The sequence below is a fragment of the Vibrio sp. Vb1980 genome (assembly GCF_033338615.1).
In the GTDB taxonomy this organism is placed as follows: Bacteria; Pseudomonadota; Gammaproteobacteria; order Enterobacterales; family Vibrionaceae; genus Vibrio; species Vibrio alginolyticus.
This window is the reverse complement of sequence record NZ_JAWOSZ010000011.1, coordinates 68,263-81,526: the sequence shown is the minus strand read 5'-3', so window position 1 is coordinate 81,526 and position 13,264 is coordinate 68,263. Positions and strand designations below refer to the sequence as shown.

The window sequence follows — 13,264 nt, the reverse complement described above, 5'->3', positions numbered from 1 at the left end:
TTGCTTCCTAAAACAAAAGGCTTCCGGACTGGAAGCCTTTATCATTTGATTTTTATAAGTTACTTTTCGCTCGGACGTTGCAGGTGCTCTGCAAGTACTTTTGTAAACCTTGCAGCTTCACCACCAGTACAAGCGCGATGATCAAACGTTACGGATAGCGGCATTGCTTTCACCGAAATTGCTTGACCATTTCTTATCACAACTCGGTCGAGTATTCGGCCCGCGCCGACAATAGCGACTTGTGGCGGTGTGACGACAGGTGTCGCGTAAATACCGGCAATCGCGCCGAAGTTGGAAAGCGTAATCGTCGCGTGTTGCAATTGCTCACGACCGATTTTTCTCTCTCTGATCCCTTCAACGGTTTGATCGAGCCAACGACGAACATCTTGTGGCTCGTATTCATCTGCGTGGCGCAAGACTGGCACGTACAATCCATGACGGCTATCTACTGCAATTCCTACATTGACCGTTGTGTGTACACAGCGTGTCATGGTTTCGGCATCAAACCAAGCGTTTAAAGCGGGCTCTTCTTGACACGCATGAACAATCGCTTGAACAAGGCGGATACTGATATCTTCGTTTGGCAGCCAATCTTCCAACAATGCTTCTTCCGTAATGGTTACGGCGGCAACATGTTCGTGCGACTCGGTCATAGACGATACCATGGTACGTCGAGCGCCTTTCAAAACTTCGGTGCCTGGACGCTGTTTTCCGGCTTCGTCGTAAATATCGGCATCTACGATAAGTCCGTTCGGGCCACTACCTGACACGAGGTTAAGATCTACCCCAAGTTTTTGTGCCAACAAGCGAGCCGAAGGCAGGGCGGTAACGAGGTTACTTTCTGTCGTGTTGTGGTTGCCACCAATCCAGAAATCATCAACGTTAACATGATGCGCTTGGTGAGAAACGCTACCGACGACGGTTGCGGCGTCAGCAGTGGCTTTTTTCTCTTCCGTTACTTCTATCCCGGCACCTGTTTCATCAATCTCTAGCAGTAATGCACCAATATTGACGATTTCACCTTCCTCACCATGACGGCTGACCACACGGCCCGAATAGGGGGCAGGGACGTCTACCGTCGCTTTTGCTGTCTCTACGGTTAAGATCACTTGATCTAATTTAACCATGTCTCCGACATTAACGTGCCATTTGACAATTTCTGACTCAGCGAGACCTTCACCGAGATCGGGTAAATTAAACGTCTTCATTTCCAATCCTCCACGAGTTCGCGCGCCGCGGTCACAATGTCTTCTTCCTGAACCATGAAATAATCTTCGTTACGGTAATAAGGCATAATGGTGTCCATTCCAGTTACTCGTTTAGGTGGGGCTTTAAGTAAGCACATGGCGTGTTCAGCGGTTCGAGCTAATAGCTCAGAGCCCACACCACAAGTTTTACTCGCTTCATGAACAACGAGTAAACGTCCAGTTTTTTCTAGTGAGCTGAAAATCGTCGCGGTATCAATTGGCTTAATACTCGCCAAATCAATCACCTCGACTTCAATTCCCTGACTAGACAAGGTTTGCGCGGCCTGAAGTGACTCTACGACGCATGAGCCCCAAGTAACGAGCGTGATATCTCGCCCCTTACGTAAGGTGAAGCAGGTGTCGAGTGGGAGTGCTTCGCCGTTATCAACGACTTCAGATTTAACGGTGCGATATATGCGCTTCGGTTCGAAGAACATGACGGGATCATTGCTTCTAATTGCAGCGAGAAGTAAGCCGTATGCGCGTTGTGGAGAAGAAGGAATCACCACTTTAAATCCAGCAGTGTGAGCAAATAGCGCTTCCACGCTTTCTGAGTGGTGTTCCGGAGCGTGGATACCGCCGCCAAATGGCGCACGAAAAACCGCGGGACAAGTGAGCCGACCGCGAGTTCTGTTACGCATTCGAGCTGCGTGGCACATTAAGTGCTCCATCGCAGGAAAAACGAAACCTTGAAACTGAAATTCGGCGACAGGTCGTAATCCTTGCGTTGCCATACCGACCGCAACCCCGCCGATTAAGGCTTCAGCGAGTGGCGTATCGATGACTCGTTTAAGACCAAACTCTTGCTTGAGTCCAACAGTGGCACGAAATACACCACCATTATCGCCCACGTCTTCACCTAGTACGACAACATTGGGGTCTTGTTGCATTTCGTGGTGCAGGGCAAGGTTTACTGCTTCAACCAACGTTAGCTCAGCCATGTCTGCCTCCCTGCATTCTCATTGCCTTGTTGATGAGTTCATCTCTTTGTGCATGAAGCTCTTGAGGTAGCGATTCATACAAATAATCGAAACCGGTTTCTGGTGCTTGTGGCGGTAAGCTCAGATAGCGTTCAACAGCTAACTCTACTTGCTCTTTACAGTAATCTAGCCATTGCTGTTCTTGTTCGTCGCTCCAAGCGCCTTGATTAAGGAGGTACGTTTTAAGACGTGCGATAGGTTCGTATTGCCATGCAGTTTGAACATCATCTTCTTTACGATAACGAGTCGCATCATCGGCCGTAGTGTGGTCACTCAGTCGGTAACTCACCGCTTCGATGAGTGTTGCACCTTTCCCTTTTCTTGCTCTCTCAAGGGCGGTTTTAGTTGCATCATAAACGGCGACGACATCGTTACCATCGACAGTAATACCCGGTATACCTGCACCTTGCGCTTTTTCTGATAAGAAATCGGCGGCACATTGGAGACTACGCGGAACTGAAATTGCCCACTGGTTATTGTTTACGACGAAAACAAGTGGAATATTCCAAGTACCTGCGCAGTTTATTGACTCAAGAAAGTCCCCTTTGGATGTACCACCATCGCCGCACATCACTAGCGCAGCTTCATGGTTACCTTGAATTTTTAGCGCGGAAGCCACCCCGACAGCATGCGTACATTGCGTCGCTATGGGTACACAGTAGGGAAGGTCTCGGCTAGGAACCGGACTGCCTTCAGGAGCAAAATCACTCCCGCGCTCATCGCCACCCCAGTATTGAAGGTTCTTTTCCATGCCAATGCCACGACACCACATCGCAGGCATATCGCGGTAGTAAGGAACAAACACATCATCGGCTTTAAGTGCTCTGCCGACCGCAATGCCTATGGCTTCCGCGCCTAAGTGTGAGGGATAGGTCCCTAGCTTACCGGTGCGTTGCAAGGCAACTGCTTTGTTGTCGTAAGTGCGAGTTAATACCATATCTCGGTAAAACCCGACCAATGTTTCAGTGTCAGCCCAGTTGGGTAGTTGGCCGACTAGGTCCCCACGATGGTCGATAAACCGATGCATGGGTAATGCCTGAACGTTCATCTCAAGCTCCTTTTGACGCTGCGGGTCTTTTGGACTGCAGCTGTTCATACAAAACCAGAGTTTGTATGGGTACTCAAACTCTGATATCAGCGCAAAGGCCATACCTAAGGTTGCGTGTGCTTTCGATAGCGGTAGGCATCTGTTCGTCCCTTAAACTATTTGTCGATAACATCGCTGCGACTATTTCACCGCAAGATACAGAGAAAGGCTTTTCTGTATCTAACCCTCTAACTAAATCGTGGTATAGCCAGATACAATAAGTGTAAACAAATTGTTAAATTATGCTTCATTTTGACTTTCGCTCAGTAGTAAAGTTTTGCTTACACCCTGATTTTGCAGAGTAATATGCTGCTATTTTGTTGGTGGTATTTTTAAACTCGAATTTAATTACTGGTTAATGAAACATATTTGCAACAAAGTTTGGCTGTAAAATTTGACAAAGTGAGTCATTATTAATGAATCAACTCAAACAGTTGCTATATGATGAATTGCAAATTTTTGTTGTGCTCGAAGCCTCGACCTTATGAGAATGCATAACTTCTTCCCAACTGAGTGGAATCAAGGTAGGGTGACGGCATTACAAATGTATACCCTCGGCAGTCCTTGAGCTTATCCAAAGTAGGTGGTGCTCAAGCGGAAGTGATTATGGAGAAGTTATGTACCACGCTCATGTTTATTTTCCCCTAAGAGAACAAGATAAAGCGCAAGCCTTGAACGAGATCATCCGTCAAGAGCGTCAAGATGTGCTGCGTGTGTTTCCATTAGTTGGAAGGTTAGTTGGCCCACACAAGATGCCGATGTTTGAAATTCACCTAGAATCATTGAGTGAAGAGTTCTTGGCGTGGCTTGATACGATTCGAGGCGATTTTTCTGTGCTTATTCACCCAGTAAGCGAAGAAGAGTTGCTCGATCACACAGAACGCGCGATTTGGTTGGGCAGAGAGATTGGTGTATTTGAAGAAAAGTTAGAGAAATAGTTGCTCTTCTCGCCCATGCATGACCGCTTTGAATCCTTCTCTTCTCATTGCGGTCGCAGCTTCTGCTTAACGCCTCATCTTCATTGATGGGTGCGGAATCCCTCTCTTACGCTTTGCTGTAGTTATTTTTGTGCTAAACCTAAAAGTAGGCTTTCGAACTTCACGCACAAAGCGTGAAAATGTTGCTGTTTAGCATGCCATTAAATGAATTTTGGTGGTAATAAAATAATAAGTCTTTGATAAATCAAATAGGTATAGCAGGGAAGTGCAGTTTACGACCCCAACGCCATTGGCAGTGGCGCCGATAATTTATGAGGGGGAAGGGTATGTTTTCAATACTCTTGGTTATACTTGCACTCTATATATTTTGGCTGTTGTTTCGCAACGGGCCTGCGTTTGCCGGGCGTACCGCTCAAAAAAAACGTGACTGGGTTGGGCCTACCGCCAACAAAGAAGAGTGGCGAGGATTTTGTAGGGATGTATTTCAGCCGTTCAGTTCTCAAACGACTTTCTACGCTATTGCTTATTTTGCCAATTACGTAGCAGCAGCGAACGCAATATCTTGGTCAACGATATACGAAGGCGATTATCCGGTCATCATAAGCCGATTTGGTAGCTACTTCATTTTAAGCACGCATGATGCACTGGTCGTAGCTGGGTTTATTGCGCTTGCTTTCTTTATCATTAATTGGCAACTTGCCATGCGCTGCTCTGGTATTCTTAGCCAGTATCTAGTGCGGATTCTTATTATTAATCAAAAGCGCTTTGTCGCGATTAGCTTGGTGTTTTGCAGCTACTTTTCGTACCTACTGACGCTTGGTATATTCTGGCTGTTCCATGATGGGTATTCAATCTGGCATGGATTAATGCTTAGCCCTGTGTTCCTATTTTTAGCTTTATTGGTAGCGGTTGTTGTGCCGTCTGCAAAAAGAGAAAATAGTGTACCTTAGATAGGTTTTCCACGTTAAATTACATTCGATTTTAGGATAGTAATTCTTATGCCATTAAGTTAGCATTGCCAGCTTTTTAACGGTCAAAAGGCCACTAATCAGTGGGACAGTGGGAGAAACAATGTTTATCGGCTTTGACTATGGTACTGCAAACTGTTCAGTGGCTAAAATGGAACCGGGTGAGCCAGTACTGCTTAATCTAGAAGGAAACAGCCCTTTTATTCCTTCCACCCTTGCTGCACCGAGTCGTGAATCGGTATCCGAGCATTTATTTCGCCATCGAGATATTAAACCATTAGATCAAGTTGGTGAGCAGGTTTTACGCCGGGCAATCAATTTAAACCGAGAAGAAAGTATTGACTTAGAATCCGACGACATTGCGTTTGGTCAGGATGCACTTAATCTCTATTTGGAAGATCCTCGCGATATCTATTATGTGAAATCGCCGAAGTCTTTTCTTGGTGCATCTGGCTTGCGTGATGTGCAATTGGCTTTTTTCGAAGACCTTGTCTGCGCGATGATGGACAATATTAAGTCGCAAGCCGAAAGCGATGCGCAGCAAAGTATTACCGATGCTGTGATCGGCAGACCAATTAACTTTCATGGGCGTGGCGGTGAAACGGCTAACATTCAGGCTGAACGCATTTTGTTGCGGGCAGCGAAACGTGCGGGCTTCCAAAATGTGGAGTTTCAGTTTGAGCCTGTCGCGGCGGGCCTAGAGTATGAAGCGACACTCAGCGAAGATAAAATCATTCTAGTAGTCGATATTGGCGGTGGTACAACGGACTGTTCGTTGATCCAAATGGGACCGTCTTGGCGCGGCAAAGCAGATAGGACCGCAAGCTTGTTAGCTCACAGTGGCCAGCGTGTCGGCGGGAATGATCTTGATATCGCGCTAGCATTTAAGCAGCTCATGTTCCCTTTTGGCATGGGAAGTAAAATGGAGTCAGGTATTGTGATGCCGACTACCCAATTCTGGAACCCGATAGCAATCAATAATGTAGAAGCGCAGAGTGACTTCTATTCGCGAGAGAACCTATCAGCGTTAAAGTTGCTTCAAAAGCAGGCTCAAGAGCCAGAAAAACTTGCTCGTTTGCTAGAGGTGTATCATGAGTCTTTAGGCTACAACATTGTTCGCCGTGCCGAAGAGGCAAAAGTGGCACTTTCAGAACAAGCTTCTTACCGAACTGGCATCAACTTACTATCAGAAACGATTGAAGTTGATGTACAACGTGACGAAATGATCGAAGCGATCCAGTCGCCAAAGAATAAAATGACGGCGTTGGTGACAGAAGCGGTAGAGCAAGCTGGAGTTAACCCCGATGCTATCTTTATGACTGGAGGTTCGGCACGCTCGCCAATCTTGCGCGATGCGGTGCAAACCGTACTGCCAAGTATTCCGGTTGTCAGTGGAAACTATTTTGGCTCAGTAACTGCGGGCTTAGCTCGTTGGGCTGAGGTTTGTTTCAAGTAGAAAGAAAACTAATTGCGCTATGGGCATTGTTACCAAATTTATGACTTCGCTTAGGCTTATCAAATGATGGTTGGAAGATTTCGCTGAGAGATTGAGTTTCATGCGAGTAGGAAACCTATTTGGGATTCTTAAATCTTTTAACGTCATTCTGAACAGTGAGGGACGAGCGTGATTTAGAATCTCTTGCCCGAGCACGCTGTTATGATATGTGACCCCGTTTCGCCGAGCGTTATTCATCGCCATTATTCTGAAGAGTCGAGTTAGGATCTACCGGAATAATGATTTTGACTAAGCTGAGATAAAAATGCCCGCTAAATCAGCGGGCACTTTTGTTTACGTCATTAATGGTGCATGTGTTTTTCCATGTGACCTTGTTTTTCAACCGCCATTTCTACTTCCACTTTACCCGCGTTTTTGAATGTTAACGTCATAGGGAAGCGGTCGCCTTCTTTAAGAGTTTGTGTTGGGTTAAAAATCATTAAATGGAAGCTGCCTGGCTTAAACAACACTGAGTCATTGGCTGGAACGCGCACTTCGTCAATCTTAATCATTTTCATCACACCATCTTCTTTCTTATGCGTGTGAATTTCGACATGCCCTGCGATTGGGCTTTCTGCTGCGATCAATGCATCTTCACTGTCACCGTGGTTGGTTAATTGAAAAAAACCACCGATAACAGGTGCGTTTGGTGGCGCTTCGCGGCTCCATGGATGGTCGATATGAATTTTTCCTGCTTCATAATCGTGCGCTAAACTCAGTGGGCTAGCGATGACAGCAATAAGCGCGATAGCGGCGGTTTTTAATGATTTAAGCATGTGTTTTTCCTTTTGAATTAATAGCTTCTCTGAATGGACAACAAACAGAGTCATCGTTATTTTTGAATAAAGTTGTCAATGATTAGATGCCTGTTAGGCAGGAAAAACACTCGGCGGAGAGTGCTTAGGCGCGATGTGTTTGTAAACGAGCTTATCGCATTTAGAAAAGTGATAAGTCGTCAGTGCATACTTTACTCGGCGCAGCCAATGGATGGTTGTCAGGTAAAGCCCAATCGCAACCAGAAGAAAGAATTGAACAGCTTGAAGAAGCGGACATTCAAACTGAAAGCCGTCGTGTAAGTTAAGATCTTGGATGAGCTTAGAAGAAGATTGAGCGTTAGCCTCAATCAACGTATTGATATCCACCCATTTGAAACCATCTGCGGTACACAGTAAAACCTTTTCACTTTGGACTTTGTTGAGCCAAGTTGTGCTGTGAACTTGTGTAGGGTTAAGAGCGGCTGTGGACGCTAAATACAACTGAAACAACACCGCGATAATAACCGCAATAGCGTGCAAGCGATGGTGTTTGTGCTGTATTAGAGTGTTTTCCATACAATTAAGTGCTTATCTTCTTCGGCGCGGGATACTAACAAATTAACCAAACAATGTAATTATCAGTTTACTAAAAGGTGATGCAAGTGTGCATTATTTGTTTTATTGCCTATTTTTAACGCTTTAATGTTTTGATTCGGCAGACATTCACAACCTCCAATTCAACTTGTCAGTCTTGCCTAGTCGCTTTTGAAGATACCGAATTAATCTCTCTTATATGCCACTGAAGCTTCGGTTAGTGGGTGTCGTGGTGGTGTTTTTACGTGCTAGATTTGGCTGATATCGATTCAAAATGCCCACCGAATCTTCACTTGTTTTCCATTAACGGAATTATGACAGTAATTTAATAAAGGATACGGTATTCTGCGCTCCTTTGTACATGCCAGAAACGTCCGTCCTACTTAGTAGGAGGGGCGATTAATCTTAAGAAATTTCTCAAATGAAATACGAACAACAGATTGGATATCGATACCCTAAAGGTCGATTTGCCATGGTGAGTGTATACGCATTCACTGGTGCTGCGATTTTAGCATCGACTATTTTTTCTCTATTGCTATTTTTGTCTATCGACGAAAATCCGATGATGCAAACCTTATTTGGTGGTTTAGCGATCATTTTTGAAGCGGGTAAATTTTACGCTTGGTATGAATACGGTGAGCGCCGAGCCCATCGCAACTACACAGGAGCAGCAACCGCTCTCGTGTTTTATTTAGTCTTAGCTGCGATTTCCATTGGCGGTAGTATTGGTGGCATTAATAGTGCAACCAATAGTGCACAAAGTCATATTTCGGTAGAGCAGGCGAAAGTGGAAGCGTTTAATCGTCAGATTGCGGCAATCGATAAGCAGATTGAGCTCAACAATATGGCAGCGCAGAAATACATCGAGATGGAGCGTATCGCGACTGGTGTAACTCGCATTCAGGATCAAAACAAAACCTTACGTGAAGAGCAGCAACGCTTGGCTATGGAGCGTGATAGTTTACCGCCGGTTACGCAAGGCTCAGTGATTGGTTTGATTGATAGCCTAGCCAACGCATTTGGTACTACCTCTCAGCAAGCTCAGCTTGGCTTGGTTGTATTTCTTTCGATTCTTTTGGACTTCTTTGCTGCATTTTTTGTTGGCTTGATTGGTGAAGAGCAACGGTTCCGATATTTCTATCGCAGAAATGAGGGCATGATATTGAAAACAGTTCGCGATATAGATCCAGCGCCTGCGGGTTATCTTCCTCATATAAAAGAGGAAGAAGAGCAAGAAATACCAGCTGCGCCGGAGCCAGAAGAACCAAAGGAACCGAAAACCTTGTTAGAGCAAGTTAGCGATGCACTTAAAACGCATCAAATTACGTGCACCAAAAAAGCCGTTGCTAAACAGTTTAGGCTGTCTGCGGAAGAGGTAGACAAGGTATTTGAAGAATTGGCAGAGCTCGGTTTAGTGGGGAAAAAAGCCAACCACCATTATCATTGGATAGGTGAAGCAGAGACCGCATAATTGGTTATCTATTAGAGATCGGAAAGAGCGTCAATCGGCGCTCTTTTTTTTGGGGGGGGGAAGTTTCGCTATTAAAGTTAACGACAAGAAAGCGTATCAATCTTTATTGAGCTTTTTGGTTACGTCTTTCACCGTTTTCTTCTCTTTTTCTGGTGTCATTGCATCAACAGCTTTACCCGCCATCCCTTCATCTGGCAATTTGTCTTTTCCTGCATCAACTGCGGTATCTTTCAGTGCCTCTTTAGGCGTACAGCGACCACCAACACCAACCACGGCTTTTGTCGCAGCGGCTTTAGCTGCCTTTTCTGCATCGCAGTCAGGATCCATAACGCTAGCTAAGCTCGTGGCTGAACCAAAAAACAAGATTAACAAAATGAGGTTGCGTTTTTTCATAGTTGTCACCAATGTTGTGAAACATAGGTAAAGTGTAACGGAGAGAAAAGGCTTTGGCTGAGAATTTGTTGGTTTGAGCTTGGGAAGCAAAGTAAGGTGAAAAGAAAAAGTGCCATCGAAGTGACACTTTTTCTTAAGCGTAGAAGGGATTAGTTGTCGTAAACGTCTAACTCCACTTCACGGGCAATATTTTGGTCGTTAATGATCACACCTTCGACTTCGACACGAGCACCATTTAGGTTAAGTTCTTCGATGCCTTGGAAGCGTGTTTGTGCATCAATCACAACGGTCGTGTTGTTTAGCAATTGATCTGCGTCGTTTTCGCAACGCTCGATTTCAAATGTTCTTGCTTCAGCATCGTAGTTTGATACGTATCCTTCACATTCAAATTCTTTACCTTGCCATTGGTTGTTATCGTCAAAGTCTGGTTGCTCAAACTCAATAACGGTAGCGATGCGTTTGCCATTTTTCATGACAGACGTTACTTCTACTTCTTGGCCTTGTTTTAGGTTCGCTTTGCTGCCGTCTTCAAATCGTGTTGCGTTATCGATGAAGAATGCTCCTCGGTAGTTTAGAGAGAACTCACTATAATCCTTGGCAACCCAAGTCACGATACCTTCCACATCGCTGTCTTTTTTTAGATCGTCGTAGTCTTCAACTTGTACCTCATGTGCCATGAAGATACCGTTTTGCATTTCACCTTCTACTTCCACCCATTGGCCGATGCTAAGTTGGCTAATGTTGTCGTAAGATACGGTTATATTTGTACCAAGCTCAAACGTGCCAGCATTTTCATCGATACTGGTAATACTGCCTTCCAGTTCGTAGTAGCTTCCAAGGGCTGGGTAATCGTTATCTACGTCGATTTCGACCACAGACAACACTCGATAACCCGCATCCGCAGTCGGTAAGGATGACACCATCACCCAGTCGTTGATCTCTATATCATCACTTAAACCGTCAAACTGCAGCTCTATGCCGTTTACCGTGAATTTTTTCTTCACATGATCAATCGCTGTCACACGTCCAGTAATGGTTGGTTCAAGTGTGACTCGGACGCCATTGTCCGAAGCTTGCCGAATATCTGACCCCACGCGAACCACCATTTTTGGTTTTACATCGGCCAATTGCACTTGTGTGTCGTCATAAACCACCTCAGACACACGATACGTATGTCCATTGACGGTTAACGTGCTTTCTTCAGCGTTGACCGCTTCAACAGAGCCAATCGCTACACTTGGTTTCACTGCTGGTTGAGTTGATGTGCTATCGCTATTGCTGCCACCACCTGAACCACCACAACCAGACAATGCCAAACCTACTACAGAAATAAGAGCGAGTTTTTTCATTGTATTAACCTCAATTTACGAGCGAGTTTAGGAAATTGCCTGTATCTTATTGGGCATATCGTGAAGAGATCGTGAAGAAATGTGATTTTATGAAAATTTTAATTGTAGATGACAACCATAACGTCTCGGAGACGATTGCAGACTATCTTGAGCTAGAAGACATGATTATCGATTGTGCGTTTCATGGAGAGGCTGCGATTAAGTTAATCGAGGAAAATCATTACGATGTAATCATCATGGATATCATGATGCCGAAGCTCGATGGCATCAGTACGGTACAGAAGCTTCGACAAGATAAGTTATGTGGAACGCCAATTCTCTTCCTAACGGCAAAAGATACGCTAGAGGACAAAATCGCGGCTTTTAAAGCGGGGGGAGATGATTATTTAATGAAGCCATTTGCGATGGAAGAGCTCAGTTTGCGTGTTCATGCTTTGGCTAATCGTGGTCCAAGACAAGATATCGGAACGCTCAAATTTGCAGATATTTGTTTAGATGCGCGGACAGGAAAAGTAACGAGAAAAGACAAAGAAATTAAGCTGAGTCGAATTCAAACTAAAATTTTAAAATTGCTCCTCCAACGTGCTCCAGCAGCGGTCTCGCGCACAGAAGTGATCGATAGTGTGTGGGGAGACGAACCACCCGGAAGTGATGCACTTCGTAGCCATATTTACGGTTTAAGAACCGCGCTAGACAAAGGTTTTGAAGAATCACGATTAGAGACTATTCATGGACAAGGTTACCGACTTAAAGCATAACGAATATCCAAGCATTTATCGCAAGATCCGTTGGGGTTTTGGGGTCATGACGTTTGTGATGTTTACTCTTTTTTGGTCGCTGATTTATGTGGCAGAAAACAAACTGGAAGTGCTGAGTTTACATCACTGGCTAGATACTGAAGCTGCGCTTTATAGTGAGAATTTCGAGAAACAGGGCTGGGATGCGCCATTGCCAAACGTATTGGAATTCAACTCATATTGGAGTGAAGCACCGACACCCGATTGGTTGCTCTCTTTTACTTCACCTGGTTTTTACGAATACCTGCTTGGTGAAGAAGACAAACACTTTGTTGTATTGAACCACCCCTCAGGGAAGGGGCTTATGTACATTGTATTTCAAGATGACTCAGATGATTACTTGGACGAATACGAAAGCTCGCTGCATCAGTTTACGCTGCTGCTCGGTGGTTTGTTTTCATTTGTCATGGTTGGGTATGGCATTTACATGGTGCGAATATTGTCTCGGCCATTAGCGCAAATTGAAGACAAAATTAGCCAAATGTCACCGGATCAACCCGCTTTCCAAGTTGAAACTAAGTTCAGCGAAACACGCCAGATAGAGCAGACTTTGCTGGATAATAAGAACGATATCGCGGGCTATTTCAAACGAGAACAAGAATTTAGCCGTTTTGCATCGCATGAGTTGAGAACGCCAATCATGGTGATTAAAGGCTCAACAGACATTCTGACGCGTCTTCCTGATCAACCTCGAGTTGCGCAAAAAGCCATCACGAGGATGCAGTCAGCTTGTGACGAGATGCGTGTACTGACAGAAGCGTTTCTCTTACTTGGTAAAGAGAAAATAGAGCCTCAACATTACGGAGAGCATCAGCTTCTTACTTGTTTACAAAAACAACTGGAAGAGCTGGCTCCTTTATTTGCCAAGCAAGATTCGAACTACGCTTTGCACGAACAACATAGTGGTGTAGTGAAGGCACCAGAGAGTTTTGTGACCATTGTTATCAACAATCTGATTAAAAACGCCTTTAGCTATAGTGTGGGAGATATTGAAATTGAGTTGAAAGGTCATGCGCTTAAGATCCTAAACCGTCACGATGGCAACGAGACGTACAACGCTGGTTATGGTTGTGGGCTTGTTATCGTACAACGAATATGTGAACGGATGGGGTGGGCGTTAGTACTGGACGATGATGGTGTTCGATTTAGTGCAAAAGTGGAGTTCTGCTCTTAGCTTTGCGCGTATTGAT

General features: G+C 44.9%; 14 protein-coding genes. 7 read left to right on the top strand and 7 right to left on the bottom strand.

The features are described from left to right. Positions 1-59: 59 nt before the first annotated feature. From R7F64_RS16415 to pdhA, 3 genes are read right to left on the bottom strand one after another with little or no spacing between them, the layout of a single operon-like run. Positions 60-1,208 carry a dihydrolipoamide acetyltransferase family protein gene (locus R7F64_RS16415; RefSeq protein WP_053307766.1) on the bottom strand — a complete coding sequence of 383 codons (1,149 nt, stop codon included), beginning with the start codon at positions 1,206-1,208 and terminating at the stop codon, positions 60-62. After that, complete coding sequence (locus R7F64_RS16410) at positions 1,205-2,188, bottom strand: alpha-ketoacid dehydrogenase subunit beta (protein ID WP_318071904.1); 984 nt, start codon at positions 2,186-2,188, stop codon at positions 1,205-1,207. The genes R7F64_RS16415 and R7F64_RS16410 overlap by 4 nt, the downstream gene beginning before the upstream one ends. Next, the gene (gene pdhA, locus R7F64_RS16405; RefSeq protein WP_025998586.1) at positions 2,181-3,275 is read right to left on the bottom strand and encodes a pyruvate dehydrogenase (acetyl-transferring) E1 component subunit alpha; all 1,095 of its coding nucleotides are present in this window, start codon (positions 3,273-3,275) and stop codon (positions 2,181-2,183) included. Before pdhA ends, R7F64_RS16410 begins: the two co-directional genes overlap by 8 nt. Before the next feature lie 65 nt (positions 3,276-3,340). Here pdhA and R7F64_RS16400 point away from each other — a divergent pair, with 65 nt between their 5' ends. The 4 genes from R7F64_RS16400 (at position 3,341) to yegD (ending at position 6,676) form a co-directional block, all read left to right on the top strand. Then, positions 3,341-3,535, top strand: a complete 195-nt coding sequence (locus tag R7F64_RS16400) for a hypothetical protein (protein ID WP_127891143.1) — start codon at positions 3,341-3,343, stop codon at positions 3,533-3,535. A gap of 396 nt (positions 3,536-3,931) precedes the next feature. After that, on the top strand, positions 3,932-4,252 hold the full coding sequence (locus R7F64_RS16395) for a DOPA 4,5-dioxygenase family protein (protein ID WP_005375836.1): 321 nt from the start codon (positions 3,932-3,934) through the stop codon (positions 4,250-4,252). Between the two features lie 326 nt (positions 4,253-4,578). Continuing rightward, positions 4,579-5,202, top strand: coding sequence for a hypothetical protein (locus R7F64_RS16390; protein WP_065275361.1), 624 nt, complete (start codon positions 4,579-4,581; stop codon positions 5,200-5,202). A gap of 121 nt (positions 5,203-5,323) precedes the next feature. Next, complete coding sequence (gene yegD, locus R7F64_RS16385; protein ID WP_104976569.1) at positions 5,324-6,676, top strand: molecular chaperone; 1,353 nt, start codon at positions 5,324-5,326, stop codon at positions 6,674-6,676. A 341-nt stretch (positions 6,677-7,017) separates the two neighbouring features. Here yegD and R7F64_RS16380 read toward each other — a convergent pair whose 3' ends face one another. Then, complete coding sequence (locus R7F64_RS16380) at positions 7,018-7,491, bottom strand: copper chaperone PCu(A)C (RefSeq protein ID WP_005375841.1); 474 nt, start codon at positions 7,489-7,491, stop codon at positions 7,018-7,020. A 93-nt stretch (positions 7,492-7,584) separates the two neighbouring features. Continuing rightward, a complete protein-coding gene (locus tag R7F64_RS16375; RefSeq protein ID WP_005388493.1) occupies positions 7,585-8,046 on the bottom strand; it encodes a hypothetical protein in 462 nt (153 codons plus the stop codon). Between the two features lie 439 nt (positions 8,047-8,485). On the opposite strand from R7F64_RS16375, the gene R7F64_RS16370 reads away from it, so the two are divergent. Beyond that, positions 8,486-9,535 (top strand): hypothetical protein, encoded by a 1,050-nt coding sequence (locus tag R7F64_RS16370; RefSeq protein WP_017634220.1) that lies wholly within the window; start codon positions 8,486-8,488, stop codon positions 9,533-9,535. A 96-nt stretch (positions 9,536-9,631) separates the two neighbouring features. Here R7F64_RS16370 and R7F64_RS16365 read toward each other — a convergent pair whose 3' ends face one another. Together R7F64_RS16365 and R7F64_RS16360 are read right to left on the bottom strand one after the other, a co-directional pair. Beyond that, a complete protein-coding gene (locus tag R7F64_RS16365; protein ID WP_017634219.1) occupies positions 9,632-9,928 on the bottom strand; it encodes a hypothetical protein in 297 nt (98 codons plus the stop codon). A gap of 149 nt (positions 9,929-10,077) precedes the next feature. Further along, complete coding sequence (locus tag R7F64_RS16360; RefSeq protein ID WP_318071903.1) at positions 10,078-11,277, bottom strand: DUF5666 domain-containing protein; 1,200 nt, start codon at positions 11,275-11,277, stop codon at positions 10,078-10,080. Between the two features lie 89 nt (positions 11,278-11,366). Here R7F64_RS16360 and R7F64_RS16355 point away from each other — a divergent pair, with 89 nt between their 5' ends. Together R7F64_RS16355 and R7F64_RS16350 are read left to right on the top strand one after the other, a co-directional pair. Continuing rightward, entirely contained in the window at positions 11,367-12,035 is a 669-nt protein-coding gene (locus tag R7F64_RS16355) for a response regulator transcription factor (protein ID WP_213970829.1), read from the top strand. Then, entirely contained in the window at positions 12,007-13,248 is a 1,242-nt protein-coding gene (locus tag R7F64_RS16350) for a sensor histidine kinase (RefSeq protein ID WP_017634216.1), read from the top strand. The genes R7F64_RS16355 and R7F64_RS16350 overlap by 29 nt, the downstream gene beginning before the upstream one ends. Positions 13,249-13,264: the final 16 nt, after the last annotated feature.